Source organism: Desulforhopalus glucosivorans (assembly GCF_054397165.1).
This window is the reverse complement of sequence record NZ_AP044854.1, coordinates 5,198,510-5,216,399: the sequence shown is the minus strand read 5'-3', so window position 1 is coordinate 5,216,399 and position 17,890 is coordinate 5,198,510. Positions and strand designations below refer to the sequence as shown.

At 46.3% G+C, this 17,890-nt stretch carries 14 protein-coding genes; 3 read left to right on the top strand and 11 right to left on the bottom strand.

All coding sequences use genetic code 11. The features are described 5' to 3' along the window. Positions 1-69: 69 nt before the first annotated feature. The 11 genes from ACX6CI_RS22275 to ACX6CI_RS22225 all read right to left on the bottom strand — a co-directional run bounded on the left by ACX6CI_RS22275 (position 70) and on the right by ACX6CI_RS22225 (position 13,132). The gene (locus ACX6CI_RS22275; RefSeq protein ID WP_458775849.1) at positions 70-1,704 is read right to left on the bottom strand and encodes an amidohydrolase family protein; all 1,635 of its coding nucleotides are present in this window, start codon (positions 1,702-1,704) and stop codon (positions 70-72) included. 111 nt (positions 1,705-1,815) lie between these two features. Continuing rightward, entirely contained in the window at positions 1,816-2,751 is a 936-nt protein-coding gene (locus tag ACX6CI_RS22270; RefSeq protein WP_458775848.1) for a hypothetical protein, read from the bottom strand. 103 nt (positions 2,752-2,854) lie between these two features. Then, positions 2,855-4,048 carry a dipeptidase gene (locus ACX6CI_RS22265; protein WP_458775847.1) on the bottom strand — a complete coding sequence of 398 codons (1,194 nt, stop codon included), beginning with the start codon at positions 4,046-4,048 and terminating at the stop codon, positions 2,855-2,857. Positions 4,049-4,134: 86 nt separating this feature from the next. After that, positions 4,135-4,527: a response regulator transcription factor gene (locus tag ACX6CI_RS22260; RefSeq protein WP_458775846.1), complete on the bottom strand. Its 393-nt coding sequence runs from the start codon at positions 4,525-4,527 to the stop codon at positions 4,135-4,137. A 196-nt stretch (positions 4,528-4,723) separates the two neighbouring features. Continuing rightward, positions 4,724-5,347 (bottom strand): response regulator transcription factor, encoded by a 624-nt coding sequence (locus ACX6CI_RS22255; RefSeq protein ID WP_458775845.1) that lies wholly within the window; start codon positions 5,345-5,347, stop codon positions 4,724-4,726. After that, entirely contained in the window at positions 5,344-9,039 is a 3,696-nt protein-coding gene (locus ACX6CI_RS22250) for an ABC transporter substrate-binding protein (protein ID WP_458778505.1), read from the bottom strand. The genes ACX6CI_RS22255 and ACX6CI_RS22250 overlap by 4 nt, the downstream gene beginning before the upstream one ends. 816 nt (positions 9,040-9,855) lie before the next feature. Continuing rightward, a complete protein-coding gene (locus tag ACX6CI_RS22245; RefSeq protein WP_458775844.1) occupies positions 9,856-10,917 on the bottom strand; it encodes a multiheme c-type cytochrome in 1,062 nt (353 codons plus the stop codon). A 523-nt stretch (positions 10,918-11,440) separates the two neighbouring features. Beyond that, positions 11,441-11,713 (bottom strand): addiction module antidote protein, encoded by a 273-nt coding sequence (locus tag ACX6CI_RS22240; RefSeq protein WP_458775843.1) that lies wholly within the window; start codon positions 11,711-11,713, stop codon positions 11,441-11,443. Then, on the bottom strand, positions 11,710-12,015 hold the full coding sequence (locus tag ACX6CI_RS22235) for a type II toxin-antitoxin system RelE/ParE family toxin (RefSeq protein ID WP_458775842.1): 306 nt from the start codon (positions 12,013-12,015) through the stop codon (positions 11,710-11,712). Before ACX6CI_RS22235 ends, ACX6CI_RS22240 begins: the two co-directional genes overlap by 4 nt. A gap of 500 nt (positions 12,016-12,515) precedes the next feature. Next, entirely contained in the window at positions 12,516-12,728 is a 213-nt protein-coding gene (locus ACX6CI_RS22230; protein ID WP_458775841.1) for a FaeA/PapI family transcriptional regulator, read from the bottom strand. After that, on the bottom strand, positions 12,725-13,132 hold the full coding sequence (locus ACX6CI_RS22225) for a Fur family transcriptional regulator (protein WP_458775840.1): 408 nt from the start codon (positions 13,130-13,132) through the stop codon (positions 12,725-12,727). The genes ACX6CI_RS22230 and ACX6CI_RS22225 overlap by 4 nt, the downstream gene beginning before the upstream one ends. 248 nt (positions 13,133-13,380) lie before the next feature. Here ACX6CI_RS22225 and ACX6CI_RS22220 point away from each other — a divergent pair, with 248 nt between their 5' ends. The 3 genes from ACX6CI_RS22220 (at position 13,381) to ACX6CI_RS22210 (ending at position 17,887) form a co-directional block, all read left to right on the top strand. Next, positions 13,381-14,406 (top strand): TAXI family TRAP transporter solute-binding subunit, encoded by a 1,026-nt coding sequence (locus tag ACX6CI_RS22220; protein ID WP_458775839.1) that lies wholly within the window; start codon positions 13,381-13,383, stop codon positions 14,404-14,406. Positions 14,407-14,497: 91 nt separating this feature from the next. Further along, on the top strand, positions 14,498-16,633 hold the full coding sequence (locus ACX6CI_RS22215; protein WP_458775838.1) for a TRAP transporter permease: 2,136 nt from the start codon (positions 14,498-14,500) through the stop codon (positions 16,631-16,633). A gap of 9 nt (positions 16,634-16,642) precedes the next feature. Then, positions 16,643-17,887, top strand: coding sequence for a lactate racemase domain-containing protein (locus ACX6CI_RS22210; protein ID WP_458775837.1), 1,245 nt, complete (start codon positions 16,643-16,645; stop codon positions 17,885-17,887). The last annotated feature ends 3 nt before the right edge of the window (positions 17,888-17,890 follow it).

Sequence of the window (17,890 nt, the reverse complement as noted above, 5' to 3'; positions counted from 1 at the left end):
TGCGCCGCCAAAAAGACGGAGATCAAAGAAAACACATGATCCCGCCTCCTTGCTTGAATGCGATCACGATCAATTTTCACCGCCCTTAGGGAAGGCGCCCGTGAAGGTATCTGGCATCCCGGTCGAGAATTCGGCATCCCACCCCTCTACTGATATCGGCACGAAGCGCGGCTTGGCTTCGGGTTCAAACCGGATTGGCTGACCGGCGAAAACTGGAAGAAGTTTGTCGTCACGCACGGTAACCTGACCGTTGACGATCACGGCTTTCATGCCCGTTGAAGGGATGGCGCCATTTTCGTAGGTTGAATTGTCCCTGAACAGTTCAGGGTCAAACACCACGATATCGGCGACCATGCCCTTTTGGATACGGCCGCGTTCATCCATCATTTTCAAGCCAATGCTGCCCAGATGCTTGGCAGCGTTGTAACTGAGGATCGACATCAGCTGCATCATCGGGATGTTGTTTTCCCGACCGAGGCGAATCGTAGCGCCTCGGGCGCCAGACGTGCGGGGGTGAGTGCCGCCCAGTTTTTCCAGTGGGTAATCCCACGGGGCGTCGTACGGCATGGCACCCACCGCATCGCTGGCCATGGTCACGCCCTTCAGCGTCAGCCACTTCGCCTGATCTTCTTTGGGCATCTTGAATACGACGATTGGCCTGGACGGTTCGGATGCGACGGTCTTCTTGTAGGTGTCCAGGGTATAGTACTCATTCGTGACCGGATCCAGCATGGTATCTTCATAGCGGTTGCCCATCTGATCGACCCAGACCTTGGGCTCCAGAAACTCCGCATTGATCGTGGTGGAACCCGCAGCGTAGGGATAGACTTCTCCCCAGATTTTGTGGCCCTGTTCCTGAAGCCCAATAATCATTTGGTGTGCAAGCCGCCAGCCGGGGTTGTTGAAGTGCAGCACGATCGCCGGGGCGCCAAGCGCCAGGGCATTGGCGACGAGTTCCTGCGCGCCGTTATTCTCTTGCGTGTCGTTGCCGAGCGTATAGCGTGTATGTGCACCGGTCGGGCGGCCATAACGTGCCCCGACTTTCTGAATCTCGAACATCTCGCGTGAAGATACGCCCGCTCTCATGTAGCCCACGGTGCTGCCGATGCCGGGGGCACCAGCCTGAAGGCCCTTGTCAATCTCTTCGAGAATCGCGTTGCCCTGTTCCAGGGTCGGGCGCGTCACGCTCCAGCCAGTTTTCTTCCGGGTTTCATAGGCGGCTAAGGGGCCGTCTTTCATGTAATCGCCGTCTGACCCGTCGATGAACATCGCGCGGGCAAACTCGTGGCTGACCGCGCAGCCATAGTTGGCCCCGGTCACGCCTTCGCGTGCCTTGTACCAGTCCGCGATATAGGATCCCGCACAGCCCATCTCAAAATCCATGCTGCTGGTCAACCCGTCGCGCAACCCGAGGGAATAGCCGATCGGCATTTGAAAGTGGAAATGGGTGTCGATGAAGCCCGGTGCCACGATTTGGCCGGTGGCATCTATCGTCTTGGCACCCTTCAGCGGGGTTTTGCTGATTTCGGCAATGCGGCCATCTTTAATACCGACGTTGGCGACACCGTCAAACAGCGTCTCAGGGTCCATGACCCGGCCATTATTAATGACGAGGTCATAGTCTTGCGCCTGCGCCGGAACGGCTAAGGCTGTCAGGCCGATGAGCAATCCCAGCCCACGGGTTATTAGTTTTCCAGTTTTCATAATCGCTCCACTTTATTTTCTGTCTTTTGAAGTATTTCTGTAATCAAATTGATTAAGATACGAATGTTGGCTGCCGACCAGTGGAACTGCAGGGGCGGCGGCCTCTCTCAATCATTTTACGCCAATCAGCCGATTAAACCCTTTTTGGAACGGGTTGTTGACGACCGGTGAGATATTGAAGCCAATCATCCATTGCGGGCCGAAGGCGTCCGGTTGCTCAACATAGTAATTGGCTTCCAACTCAAATTTCCAAGGAGTCTCACCGAACATCACTGTCTTGGAAACACTCAGGTTGACAGGGATAGTCCATTCTTCACCTTCCCAGTCATAATTGCCAATTGGTGAAGAACCTGCCGTCCAGCCACCTGGCAAAATGAATTTGAGAACTGGCTGAAACTGGGTTGTATTAAAAGACTTATCAGACCAGCCAGTCACATCCCATTGATGGCTTGGGAATATTCCATAAATGCCCCACTTCTCGAACCTTGCCAGCAAGAACTCCGGTCCAAGACGGACCTGCTTTCCAGCCACATCTTCATCGGTTGCGGTAGGCAGGGTACCCACCATACCAACTGCCCATAAGAAGCCGCTTTTTTGGGAGACGCCGTAGCCGATGTCAAATCCAACATCCCCGAGGGCCGTAACACCATCCCAATCCAGTGCACCATTCTCCACACCTGGCACGGGTTGATCGAAAAGTATCGGAAATCCTGGCCGAAGAAAAACGGTCCTCGCGTCGCCGTTCTCACTTTTAGGCATTGAAAGAGGAAAAACGGGTTGGAAAATCATCGTATAGTTATCCTGGTCATCGGCACCAGGCAGATCTCCGGTGTACCATCGATACTGGTTTTTAACTGTCAGGGTCGCAAGCGAAGAGTTCGGATTGGCAAGCTCACGAGCCACATCATCTGCCGATTTTGCTGTCCCTTGAGTATCCGCAGCGATCGCAACTGAGGAGATGCCAGAAACTATTATGGCAAGAAGCAATGCCGTTAACGGCAAGCGGATGCCTCTTTGATACTGTCTGCAAATGGGTTTGTTTGTCATGTAGTAACTCCTTTTAACTCACACTGAGGTTACAGGAAGAACGGCTCCTGGGGGTTCCCAGAAGCCACTCGTTCATTCTTATTTCGCGGGGTCAGGTCGGGGCTCAACCCCAGACCTGCTTCATGACGCGGTACATGTTGCCACCAAGGAACTTGCCACAATCCTCTTCGGAATATCCCTTTTCAAGCAGCTTATCCACCAGGGCGGCGATGATCTGATAGGAAGCGGGTGTTGGGAATCCTTTTTGGCCCGCTTTGAATGAATAGCCACCATCCGGGAAAATTGCCTGACCAAATTCTGTTTGCATGCCATCGGACGTAAAGGTGGTATCCGGGATAAAATCAGAAGCGTAACCGACATGGTCAATACCTACGAGATTCACCATATAATCGATATGCCGAAAAAGCATGTCTGTCGTTACGATATCCGGGTTGGACGTATCAACAAAAGCACCCACCGAGTTGATGGAACAGACACCACCACTCTGGGCAATCGCCTTAATAACCGAGTCCTCTAGACTACGTTGATATTTTGCTATGGCCATGGCGACCGAGTGGGATGATATGACCGGCTGACTACTGTGCTCAATGGCGTCAAGTGCTGTACGTTCACCGGTGTGACTCACATCCACGAGCATGCCGTAACGGTTGTAGGCTTCAATCACTTTCTTTCCATAAGCGGTAAGGGGTCCGTTCTCTTTCACAAAACATCCATCACCCACAGGATTACGCTGGTTGTACGCCAATAAACAATAGCCATAACCGAGCTGCCGCCAAATCGCGACATTATCGGGATCACCTTCATAATGTCCTGTACCCTGGTGGGTAAAGTATAAGCCCAACTTCTTTTCCGTTATCGCATCATCAATATCCTTGGTCGTACGCACAATCTTGTATTTATCGGGGCGTTCGTTGATCTTTTTCAGATAAAACTGCAGCGCCTTCAGCGATACCGAAGCAGCTGGATTTAATGAATCAGCTGAGGGGCATAAAGCCATTACCTTCATTCCTGCAGCAATGCAGAGGTCCATTTGCTCATGAAACTCAGGGCCTTCAGGAGTTGACCACTGCTCTGGCCAAGTACCGGAAAAGAGTGTGTCCATGGTTATGGAGTCATGTACGATTTTCTTCGCTGTATCAGAAGAGGGGTATTTGTGTAAACGCTGTGGTATTGTGGAATAATCCTTTCCAGTTGCGTATGGATTATATTGAGTCGCCAGCGGATTATCTTTGGTTGCGTATGGATTGTCTTTCGTTGCGTACGGATTTTCTTCACTACTTTTGTTTTTTGTTTTCACTGTAACTCCCCCCTTTAGGATAAGTGCTGCTTTTACTCGTTAAATGTTCCTACCATTACTGGTAATGTGTCTCTTTATATTTCGTATCATTTCGTTGGATTTAACTTTTTTGGGTTTTGCAATTCTTCGATCAGGCTCATCAGTGATTTTTCAAGAAAAGGTTTTTGCAGAAACCCCACAGCACCCCGGTCCATGGCCATATCTCTTGTCGATGGACCGGTTTGTCCGGTAATCAGAATCACCGGCATGGTGTAGCCCAAAACCTGCATTTGCTCCATTAAAGATAAGCCGTCGAGAAAGGCCATGTGGATATCTATGATGGCGATGCCCTTCTGACCGGATGGGACGGAATCGAGAAAAGTCTCGGCGGAATCAAATAAGTCGGTAGATATCCCCCTACAGTCCAGCAAACGTTGCAGGGATTTTCCGTAAGAGAGATTGTCATCGACAATAAATGCCCGTATTTCAGAATGCTTCATACCTCATGCCTTGTTGATAAAAAAATACGACACAGGATCAAATTGAAAGCTTCGAATAATGATTTAAGTGATAGTATACAACGATTAATGGTATGTAAATTGGACCTTAGGCCAACAATCAGAAGGACAACAAATAACGGATAAAATGACAGTTAACGAGATTTGGCCGGGCAGAGGAGGGGGAGGAGGTAGCTGATCAACCAACAGGTTGTATATCGACCTTCTGGGCCAGGCGGACAAGCTCTGCCACAGAAGAAGCCTTGGTTTTTTTCATAATACGGCTCCTGTGAACCTTGATGGTTTTCTCGCAGGTACCGAGTTCAAGGGCCGTCTCTTTGTTGAGTTTTCCGGCGATTACAAACCCTAAGACTTCCTTTTCCCGAGGTGTCAGGGTGTTGATCAGTGTGATGATCTGGTCTTTTTCCTGCGTTTCAGCGGCCTCGATTGCATTACGTTCGAGCGCTTCGCGAACAGCAGTCAATAGCTCCTCGGATTTGAAAGGCTTGGCTAAAAAGTCGACCGCCCCGTTTTTCATGGCTTGAACCCCCATTGGGATGCTGCCGTGCCCGGTCATAAAAACTATGGGAAGAATAAAGCATTTTTCTCTGAGGGTCCGCTGGAAATCCAAACCGTCGACATCAGGAAGCCGGACATCGAGTAAAAGGCACCCGGGATAGCGAATGTTGGCCTTTGCTAAAAACGCGTCGGCGGAGCCGAACGTTTCTACTTCGTAGCCGGCAATGCGGACTAAGCGTTCCACACTTTTCAGAAAAGATACATCATCATCGACAATATAGACGACCGCAGCATTAGAATTCATTCAAATTCTCTCGAGTTGGTTTGTAGTGTAAATTGAAAATTTGTTCCGCCATCAGCGTTGTTTTCCGCCCATATCCTACCGCCATGTTCCTCTACGATGGACCGACAGATACGAAGTCCGATCCCCAGGCCAGCTTTTTTTGTCGTGAAGAACGGATCGAACAGTTTCTCTTTTAAACTCTCATCGATGCCTGGACCATTATCAATGATGCTTACGGTAACCGTGTGAGGGGTGTGCACGTATGTTCGTATTATCAAGACTGCAGGGTCATTGTAGCGGACGGCCTCTATGGCATTGTTTATCAGGTTCATGATGACCTGTTGCAACCGAATCCGGTCCCCGACAATTTGATGAAGTTCCGGATACTTGTCCAAGTGGACAGTGATTTTATCCAAGCTAAACATACTTTGAAATATTTCAAGAGTTTCGTCAAGAACCTGATGAATATCAAACAATTCAAATTTGCTCTCTCCCTTTTCTACACTCCCTCTGATTTTGCGTATGATTTGACCGGCACGGTAGGCATCACCGCTGATGTCCTCCAGAATTTCCTTGATTTCCAAATTCTCTTGAGCAAGGTCATTACACAAAACCTGAGCAGCAGTGGCGTTATTGAGAATAGCTCCGAGCGGCTGGTTGATTTCATGGGCCAGGGAGGCGGCCAGTTCATTCATCGTCATAAGCCTGTTCAAATGTGCAAGATCATTCTGCAACGCCATCTTTTCTTTTTTGGCATTTTCACTGTCAGTGATATCGGAGGCAAAAATAACGAATTGTTGTTTTTCGCCTTCCAGTGTCTCGATAGGATAAATTGTAGTTTCAAAAATTCTACCCGTCGATCCTTTGTCAATGAAACACACGGGAGTCTTCTGACGGATAACCTGACGCAGAAAATCCATCCGTCTCACTTTCTCCTCTTCCGTAAAAATGTCAAATACACAGGTGCCAAGCACTTTTGTCCGCGGCCGCTTGAGGTACCTGACCATGGCGTCATTGAGATCCAGAAGCGTCCCATCCTCATCAATGAGTTGAATCAGGTGAGCGGGGGCGTTCAACAGCATGCGCGCCAGTCGTTCACTTTTCATCAGCATCTGCTCATTTGACCTGACCGCTTGCTCAGCGGTCTTTCGCACTTCAATTTCGGTCTGCAGTTGCTCATTCGTGATACGCAAATCAGTGGTGCGTTTTCGAACACGGGTGGCCAGAGTCCTGTTCCAGAATATAATCAGCACAACCAATCCTGTGGACGCGCCAACGACTGTTGCCGTCCATTGGGTCAGTTCTCGGGGGCTGATACCATGTTCATAGCGCATGGCCATATATTTGTTGCGTATCGCGAGCCGTTCTCCCTCTGAGATGCCTTCAACCCCTTTGTCGATAATGCTGAGAAGTTCGGGTTCGTCGCTACGGACTTCAAAAAACAGCTCCATATCCTTCAGCCCTGAAGGGCCGGCAACCTTGAGACTATTCCAGCCGTTACGGGAAATTATCTGAGAGGTAATAGTTAATGCACCGATATAAAACTCTGCCTTGCCCAATTGCACCGCCTCAAGAGCATCCTCTTCAGTCTCGTAGAGAAGCAGTTTGATCTCGGGATAGTCCTGCGAGATTAAATGGGTCAGCGGGCTTCCTTGTAGAACGCTGAGGGTGTGGCCGAACAGATCTTGCATACCGTTTACAGGCAGGGCATTTCGTTCGCTGAAGACAACCCGGGGTGTCCGCATGTATGTTTTTGAATGAAGACTATGGTCATCGGTTTCAGTCTTGGGTCTCAGACAATGTAACAGATCAGGGCCGTCCAGTTTGTTCTGGCCTTCGGTATCGTCATGAAAAGATACAGGAAGTGTCATATAGCTGAAGTCTACCCCGGTGCTCTCGGAAATCAAATCAAGGATATCGATGGTGATCCCGGATGGTTGCCGCCCTTGTTCAAGGAAAACAAAGGGCTGAAGGTCGGATATACCAACCTTCACCGTCTGCTTTTTTGCAAGCCATTCTTTTTCCTGGGGAGACAGAAGCACCCGTGACGCTCTAATGTTTTTTGGTAGTTTTAACCATCGTTCGTTAATAGCGTTGTGTTCTTCATCCGAGATGGAAGCCAACCCTTTGTTGATAATCTCGACCAATTCCGGCCAATCCTCTCGGACCCCCATGACACTTGAAAACTGATGTTCTGTAAGAGCCAGGACCGGTTTAACTCCCACCAGCTGATTAACGTGTACCAGATAGTTATATTGGGCGAAGCCGATAAAAAAGTCGACCTTGCCTTCGTAAAGATTTTTCAGCGCATCAATGGTTGACTTGGTCCGGGTAATCGTGATGCTGTCACCATAAGGCTTTACAAGAGCTTCAATTTCCGGGCTACCGTCAACGATGGCACATGTACGGCCAGTGATGTCGTCAAGAGATGTGATCACACCATCCGTGCTTGGTCCTGAATAGATCACCGGAAAACTGTTTAATAAGGGACTCGTCTGAAGGAGTTGATAGCGTTTTCCAGCTTTTGGACTCATTCCCAGAGGACCGACTACCTCCCGGTTTTGGATCATGGTGCGAATGGTAGGTAGATCTCCGGTGATAATGCTGAAATCGCTTCCTAGTCGCCGGTTGAGAATGTCGAGCAAATCTTTAAATATCCCCTCCAGCCTGCCGTCCTCATGCACGATTAAGGAAGGTTGGAAGTCATTTGTATAGCCAAAACGAATACCGGGGTGTGCTTTCAGCCAGGCTCGTTCTTCAACCGTCAGCAAGTTGGTTGAAGCAAGCTTTTGCTGGTATATAAATCCTTCGGGAAGCTCAGGGGACGCACTCAAACCGAGGCGGTGGTAGAGTTCTGCGATACGTTCATAACGTTTAGGGTGGATATCCCCGATGGGAATAAGGTCCGGTAGGATCATCTGGTCGATTGTCTTAGCCTCGAATCGCAATTTTTCCCGGTCAAGGCCAGGGTTGTACTTGGCTAAAATTACGTCAATGATCTCTTCCCTGTTCTTCAGGGCATAGTTCCAGCCCTTCAGTGTGGCCCGGACCACCTTCTTAACCCGTTCCGGATGAGTCCTGATTTCATGGTCAGTGGTAAAAAGGTTATCACCGTAAAAGTCGATGCCATAACTGCGTGGATCGATGATATTGAGTTGCATCCCCTTCTGTCTGTAATGGAATGGCTCATTGGAAAGGTAACCAGCCACGGCATCCACATGACCGTTAATGAGCTCTTCGCCCTTCGTACGGGGTTGAATTGATACCTGATTCAGGTCACCCAGAGTCTCCAGAAGCATTGCCCGTACGGCGACACTGCTGGTAGGTTCGCCGCTAAGCATGATAGTTTTGCCCGTGAGTTCATACGGGCCGTAGATATTGCTGTCACGCCTCGTGATCAGGATATTAGGCGAGTGTTGAAAAATTTGGGCGACTACGACCAGCGGCTGACCATCAGAACGCAACTTCAGTATCCCCGAATCGCCAATTCCGTACTGGGCGAGCCCTTTCAGAACAGGCGTAATGCGATCCATTCCGAGTGTCGCCTCTGTTAGGGTTACCTCAAGCCCCTCGTCGGCATAGTACCCTTTTTCTAAAGCCGCATAATAGCCTGCAAACTGAAACTGGTGCGACCAGCGCAACTGAATGTTGACCGATTCGTATTCGTGAGATTGTGCGGCAAACACATCAGTACAATCCACCAAGAAATGCATGGTAATTGCACTGAGAATAATAACCAGGATGTAGCTCAGATTTTTCATAGCATTTCAAAACTACACAATGACAACTCAAACAGTTCATTGCGTTCTCTTCAAGTATTGAGAATAGGGGTAGAAACGACATTGATATGCATTCTTGTTCTTTGTACTACTCAAGTATATAGAAATAAGTCAGAAATCAAGCAATTAATAACGAGATTAAGGTTTGATGAAAAAATGACACATCGGGATGACCTCTAGACAGTATATTTGCTGTTAAATTGGGAACATATTATATTCGTAGTATCAATTATTTATGGATTTTAAATACACATCCCTGCTCCCTGAAGCAATATTGTCAAAAAAAGAAGTTGATTGCCAGGAAAAACCCTCATAAATTATTTATCTCGTCAACTTTACCTTACGGTATCTACAGAGGCACACATTATCGCAATGAAATAGACTAGTATTGGCAATATTAACTATTTAAGAATAATAGCAGCATAATTCCTGTACAGATGGGATCAGCCAAACACGGAGAATTGGCCAGAAATGGAGTAACTGCAAACAAGAGGTTCCCAAAGATTATCTTTTTACCTCCACTTCGAAGAGATGCTCCATTAACAGCTGAAAAACATGGATAATCTCAAATTACAGATGGGTGTTTATCGCAAGGTTACGAGCTCAGCGTATTTCTATGTGTGCAGGTGTAATCTGAATTTTACCGAAAATTTTAATGACAAATATAAAAATAGTTTCAAAGTGCAAACGCCCCAATCTTAATGAGAAAGGAGCGTCTTTTCATACAAAAAATCTAATTTCTAATATATTTTAGTGTATTTTTTTTGCGTACTCAGCTGCCCATTTTAAATCTTTGTTCTGGTGGCAATGCAAGCAAACAAAATCAAGAGTAACCTTATCGCTTACTACGTATTTTCCATCGTCTGAAAACATTTTAGCATCAGCAGCTGTAGCTATTCCAAAAATATGAGTCCGAACATCACCTTCAAATTCACCCATTTTGATTGCTGACTTTGATGCTCGAGGCATATGGCACTCAATACAGCCTACTCCAAACCCACCGTGTTTTGTAGCAGCATAAGCGTTGCCAACATCTTCATGACATGACTCGCATGAAACCCTGATACCATCCTTGAATTTTGCAGATTTATGCTGATCATGGCACGTGATACAAGTGATATCATTACCTTCGTTGTGCGGACCACGAAGAGCTTCGTTAAATTGCTCATGGTGGCGAATAAATCCCTTACTGGCAGGGATCTTATCTTTATCCCCTCTGATATGACAGCCACCACACAACTGCATCTCTTCTACAATCATCATTTTATTGGCCTTCGCCATTTCATTACTTCGTATATGATCACCAGCAGGACCATGACAAGCTTCGCAGGTAATTCCTGGCTGCGCCCACGTCCCAATCAATCCTTCCTTGCCATCCTGATGTCCTTCTTTGGTGTAACCTGTTGTATGACATCTTCCGCAGTTATATGGCTTTTTCTCTCCTTTGTGATAAAATGACCAAGTACCATCTTCAATATTAAACTGTGTTTTCAACTCCGACCCGTCTTTTGCTGCTGTAATAATGAAGCCATTATTGTCTATAAAACGAGCTTTTTTATACTTCCCACCAATAACATAAGAGATATCATCCCATGTATAGCCGGGGGGAAGCGGAATAGGTCTATATCTCGCATCTTTTGCCCTCGACAATTTATATGAATGTCCCGATACAATAAAATCATTGTACTCCCCTGGGTGACACTTGAAACATGTTTCCGATCCAACATAACCTCGTTCAGCAAAGGCCTTGCCGGAAACGGCAAGAAGAATACATCCAACAGCAAACATGAACAGTTTTAATGCTATTTTCATAGGCTCCCTCCAACAAAGATATATTAAACAGTAGTGTAAACTTAAAGAAATTTTAAGAACACATCTGCTTCTAAGCGTCATTGCTGCCTTAAGCGGGAAATACTTCTACTAACATTGCACCAACGGGAATCAATCACAATATACCAATCATTACCTGCATTGTGTGAGATAGCGCTCTAAAGAGACACTCTCTTATTAAGCTTGAGATAAGGTATCTTTAAGTATACGCCTTTTCGTTCAGTAAAACAAATGCACAACATCAACAAGATTGATACTATGGCCCATTTAGGGGCTAGTTTATGTGATATTTTTAATGCGAAGTTCATGAGATTAAATGGGGTTTCTATTCCAGAAATCACAAATGAATGAGTTAGGTTATACCTGCGCTCGCGTTCGAATTATTTTCATAGAGCTGGTTGGGAATGGAGCTACAACAAAAATAAGCTTACCAAAGAAATTCTCAATATTAAAAGAGAACTCCATGCAGCAGAGTCTATCATGATCGTAGTTGGCTGCACCCCCCTTACGCGGCCTTCAATTTCAATCCGAAAACCTTTGTAACTTTGCTTATCGTCTTGAATTGAGGATTTGAATTAGGAGCCAAAGACTTGTATAAGCTGGCCCTGGTGACTCCCGCCTCCTGAGCCACCTTTGTCATTCCATAAGCCCTAGCTGCTACACTAAGAGCGTGAATAAAGTCGCTCTCATCCCCGGTTTCATCGACTTCTCGTAAGAACTCTTGTATATCTTCTAGAGTTTCTAGATGCTCTGCTATATCAAATGATGTAATTTTCATATTTCCTCCAGAATTTCTGAAGCTCTTTTTATATCCTTTTTCTGGGATGCTTTGTCACCACCGATCAAAAGTAGAACGATAATGTTCTCCTGGATTGTATAGTAAACCGGATATCCAGGCCCAGATCGGAATCGCAATTCATACAGATGTGGCGATATTTGTTTGTGGTCACCAAAGTTGCCATTCTCAACCCTTGCGAAACGAGCAAGAAATTTGATTCGCACTGACTTGTCTTTGACTTTACTGAAACACTTATTGAATTCAGAAGTTTGCTTGATTTCGTATTCCACAATACATTGCATCCCACAGGAGACACCATGTCAAGTAAAGGTAAAACGACAAGAAGCTATATCGAACATTTATAGTGACTGTTTCAGGTTTGGAATATTGTCGCTGACTTCACCAAAATTGAGAACAAATGGAGTAACTGCAGAGAAGACGTTACCAAAGAGTCTCAATATAAGGAGAGTGCAATGTCTTTTCCCTCCTAATTATATTATTCATCGCAAATGATCTGTAATCGTGCATATCAACGTTGTCTCGCTCTCGAACGTTGCAAAACTTGAACTTGATTTTGATGTATCTGGTAGGGGAAAATTGAAATAATGAGGAGTCGAATCAGTAAACGGGTAATGTCCAATGTTCTAGTCCCTACAAGTGAGCGACACAAAAGCATTGACATTTCAGCATGTTAAACTAATCGATAAACTTTATAGGCCCTCTATCAAGGGAAAGTCCAGACGCAGAAATTCCCCTGTATTGTCAATAGGATAGTGATTTTTGGGGACCCTTTTAGGTTAGATCAACCTAACAAAGACCGACCATCTTCTGTGATGCCATGCTTACAACGTACTGGGCTATCCAACAGACCTTTTTTCTTTAATGCTGTTATTTCCTTAGTTACCACTTTTTTATCAATTCCTGTAGCCTCTGCAACTTCCTTGGTTCCACACGGTTTATCAATTTTAGCAATGGCCTCTAGAATCTGTTTAGTAGCACCTGTAACTTCACTCATTTCTTTTTCTCCCTTGCTTTTTCCTTTTTTTGGCAACTCTCACATATTCCTATTATTTCGAGACGATACCCTGTGACTGTGTATCCTTCTACCGAGGCCATTTTCCTTTTTTCATCCCCGTTTCTCTCTATGTTAAGATTATCAACACGGTGACAAACCGCACAGTAAATATGATCGTGATCCTCTGGATCATAGTCAAACCGCTTTTGGCGCCCGCTTATTTCGAGTTTTCCAATAATTCCTGCTTCCGAAAGTATCTCCAGGTTTCTGTATACAGTTGCAAGACTTATGCGTGGCATAACTTTCTTTACAATATCATACAATTCATCAGCAGTGAGATGCTGCTTATTCTTCACTAATTCCCGAAGTATCATCTCCCGCTGGTTCGTCATTCGAAGCTGCATATCCGCCCTCTTATGATTAGTAATCAATACCAAGTGTAATTAATTACTAATCACAGGTCAAGGTTTTATATGTTACCTGCAGACAGAACCTTATTGCTTCAAATGAAATACTCTAATTTTAGGGAAGGCAAAATTTTTAGTTTGTAATGATTACCAACATTATGGTTTACTATTGGTCCAAGAAGCTATCTATGTCATATTCTTGTCGTTTAGCCATTCACCGAAAAACATTCTCATAAGGAGCTAAAATGTACGCCATTAAACACTTTAAAAAAATTGCCGCCCTTACCGCTATCTGTGTCGGTCTTTTTTCCGGCAGCAACCTGCAGGCGCAAGAGAGCAAAAATTTTCTTCTAGCAACAGCATCCACCGGCGGAACCTACTATCCAGTTGGCGTTGCACTCTCAACATTGACCAAAGTAAAACTACAACCCAAGCAGAAGATTGGTATGTCCGCCATTAACTCTGCCGGTTCCGGGGAAAATGTTAAATTACTCCGCGATAACGAGGCCCAATTTGCTATCCTTCAAGGGTTGTTCGGGTACTATGCCTGGCACGGAGAAGGTCCTCTGAAGCAAGATGGTCCTCAAACAGAACTGCGTTCTGTAAGTATGCTTTGGCAGAATGTTGAGCATTTCACCATTCTATCCAGTAAGGCCAAAACCGGAACTATCTCTGACATGGTTGATCTTAAAGGAGAAAGAGTTTCACTAGGTAAAAAGAACTCCGGAACCATTGGTTCTAACACTGTAATTCTCACAAACCTCGGTGCTGATGTCGAAAAAGATTATGACCTCATCCATGTAGGATACGGTCCCAGCGCAGATGCACTGCAAAATGGTCAAATTTCTGGAATGGGAACTCCCGCGGGCGTCCCTGCAAGTGCCGTCACTAGAGCTCTGGCATCCATGGGTGACAAGCTCACCCTTCTCAGTTTTACAGAAGAGCAGGCTAAAAAAGCAGACGGTGGTCTCGGCCTCTGGACCCCTTATGAGATTCCAGCCGATGCCTACCCAGGACTGAAAGAGGCTGTGACCACTATCGCACAGCCAAACTTTCTAGCTGTTCGCAGCGACATTAGTGAAGAAACCGTTTATCAGATCACCAAGACTATCTACGAAAATCTCCCATTCCTCAATGCTATCCACAAGGCGACTAAAGCCATGAGTAAAGAGAAAGCACTTGCAGGACTACCTATGCCTCTACACCCGGGAGCACTTCGTTATTACCAGGAAATTGGTCTTGAAATACCTGAGAACCTTATAGCAAAGTAGTAACAGCAACAAAGAACAGGCGATTTGAAACACCTACATTTCTCGCCTTTCTCCCCTAAGTCCATGCACCTGGCACACAGTGAGCAGGTGCATGGCAACTGCGATAACCCATTCCTGCCTGGAGAAGATTTTGGACAACGACAGCATATTTGCATCGGACACATCTGACGTTTTATCAAAGACTATATTTGTACTTGGCATAGGGATTTCCCTTATGCACATCTACTTTAACATCATTGCCGTTCTCCCAAGTCTTTGGCAAAACGCACTGCACTACGGTGGGTTTGCGCTGTTATGCAGTCTCACATATCCACTTGGCGGGCCTCTTCATCACAAGCCCTGGATGAAAATCATAGATGTGCTCCTTGGACTCACTGCTGCCATATCAGCTGTGTATCTTATCTCCATGGAAGATGCTATCTACGCAAGGGGGGTAAAACTCGCCCTGCCTGAATGGATTGCAGGGATCGCACTTATTTTAACAGCCCTTGAATTTACCAGGCGCACAACAGGCTGGATCATTCCAGTTCTCATAACCCTGGCTCTGACCTATGTTGGCTGGTGGGGAGGAATGCTCGACGGAGTTTTCCAATTTAGTGGTCTCAGCTATGAAACCATACTCTTTCGATCTATCTACGGAGACGACGGTATCTTTGGTAACATTGCACGGATATCCTCGACCTTTGTTTTCATGTTCATTCTTTTCGGGGCCTTTCTTCTTAGATCAGGAGCTGGTGAATTTGTTATTAACCTCGCCCGCGCAGTTGCAGGAAAAACCGTTGGAGGCCCCGGTCTTGTTGCAGTATTTGCTTCAGGCCTCACTGGAACTATATCCGGATCTGCAGTTGCCAATACAGCATCAACTGGTTGTATAACAATCCCGCTCATGAAAAAGGCTGGGTTTAACGCAAAATTTGCCGCAGGTGTTGAGTCAGCAGCCTCTACAGGTGGCCAGCTTATGCCTCCAATCATGGGTGCGGGAGCCTTTGTCATGGCAAGCTACACCCAGATTCCCTACACCACGATTGTAACAGTCTCCATCCTACCCGCCATTCTCTACTTTGCCTCAGTTGCCTTTTATGTCCGTATAGAAGCAAAGAAAAGCAATGTACAGATGGTGGACGATGAACAAGTTAAAGTAATTGACGTACTCAAAGAAGGTGGACTTCCCTTTTTACTACCGATAACCGCACTCATCGGTATGCTTATTTACGGTTTCACTCCTACATATGCGGCAGGAATATCAATAGTTGCCGTGATTGTTGCATCATGGCTGACACCAAATAAGATGGGAATCAAGGCGGTCCTTGAAGCACTCGCCCTTGGAGCTAAAAACATGGTGATGACCGGGGTGCTGCTCTGTGCTGTTGGTCTTATTGTCAATGTTATTGCAACCACAGGCATCGGTAACACATTCTCACTTATGATCACCGAATGGGCCCAGGGGAATCTACTTTTCGCCATTGTCCTTATCGCCCTCGCCTCACTGGTGCTGGGAATGGGGCTTCCTGTAACAGCAGCATACATTGTCCTTGGAACCCTCTCTGCACCTGCACTCTATAGTTTAATTGTTGATGCACAGCTGGTTGAACTCATTGCAAACGGCCTCCTCTCAGATCAAGCCAAAAATATTATGATGATTGCTGTCCCCGAAAAAATTGCACTGCTCAATAGCGCAATGCCGGTGGAAGAGGCAAAACTTATACTGGCCTCTATCCCGCCTGATCTTGCCGGAACCGTGCGAGAAGTCGCAATTAGCCCCCATGCGGCAACCTTTGCCCTGCTCTCGGCCCACCTCATCATTTTCTGGCTAAGTCAGGACAGTAATGTCACCCCACCCGTTTGCCTTGCCGCATTTACAGCAGCGGCCATTGCCAAGACGCCGCCTATGATTACCGGGTTTTATTCGTGGAAGCTTGCAAAAGGGCTCTATATTGTTCCTCTTCTTTTTGCCTATACACCGATGCTTGGGGGAAGCTGGGTGGATGACATCACCATCTTTTCTTTCGCCTTCTTAGGCCTCTATGCCTTTGCCAGTGCCTTCCAGGGACACATGGAAAGTCGACTCAACCCTCTCATGAGATTAGTCTGTCTTGCTCTGGCATTCTTCCTCATTGCTCCATGGTCAATTGTAGTGCACAGTGCTGCTGCAATTACCCTTTTTGTGCTCTTTTATTTTAACAAAAAACAAGATTCAGGCGCACCCGCTCAGCAGGTTACAGCATAGGTATACGTGATGAGTCCACGACCAACATACATACGTTATGGGGATGAAAATCTGCCTCTTTTTCTCCCTAAACAGACGAAACAACTCTCTGTCTCAGATCCCGAAAAAGCGGTAACTCCTGAGTCTTTTCGGCAAAACATTCAACTCTTTTTAGAACAGGAACCTCTTAATTTAAGTAATCCGGTAGTTGTTGTTGCCGACAAAACCAGGCTCTGTGGGTACCCGGAATATTTACCGATTCTCATCGATGAGTTTGTACAAAAGGGTATGAACCCAGAGGCTGTAACATTTATCATTGCCTACGGTACCCACCCCGATCAAACGAGAGAAGAGTGCATCGCTGCATACGGTGACATATACAACACGCACACCTTCATCCACCATAGTGCCGATGATACGGACTGTTTTACTGATCTTGGTGTAACCGCAAAAGGTACACCTATACGTTTTCGAAAGGACCTGATAGAGGCAAGTGCCATCATCACCATGGGAGCGGTGACTCACCACTATTTTGCAGGATATGGAGGCGGGCGTAAGCTTATTTTTCCTGGTTGTGGAGAAAAGCAGGCGATTTACGCAAATCATGGCCTCTTTCTTAATAGTAAGAAGGAAAAACTATCTGCAGGGTGCCAACCAGGCAATCTTACCAACAATCCCCTGGCCGATGATCTTTTTGAAATTGAAGCACACCTTCCCGCACACCTCAGCATTCATGGATTGCTTGACTCTAAAGGGGCCATCTGTGACTTACTTGTAGGCAAGGGACGCGAAACATTTGACGAGGCATGTGCCCGACAGGGAGCGAGCTGCGAAGTCTCGTCAGAGCAGTTTGATGTTGTTATCGCCTCCTCTGGAGGCTTCCCAAAAGACATCAATTTTATTCAGGCCCATAAAGCCATCAATAACAGCGCCATGTTTGTCAAAGATGGCGGCCTGTTACTTGTCTATTGCGAATGTAGGGACAGTGTCGGCTCCACTACCTTTTTGCCCTGGTTTGAACAGGACTCTTTTCAGTCTGCATTTGCACTGCTTGCAGACAATTATGTCGGTAATGGCGGAACCGCGCTCTCAATGATGACCAAATCAGCACGGATACAAATCGGTCTTATCACCTCTCTTGACGATGAAATCATAGACACTATTGGAGTCACAAGGTGGAACCACAGTCAGGTTTCTGAACACCTGTTAGCGCTTAGTCCTGACACCACCATCGCCTGTATAGACAATGCAAGCCTCCTTGTGAAAAAGCATTAAAAA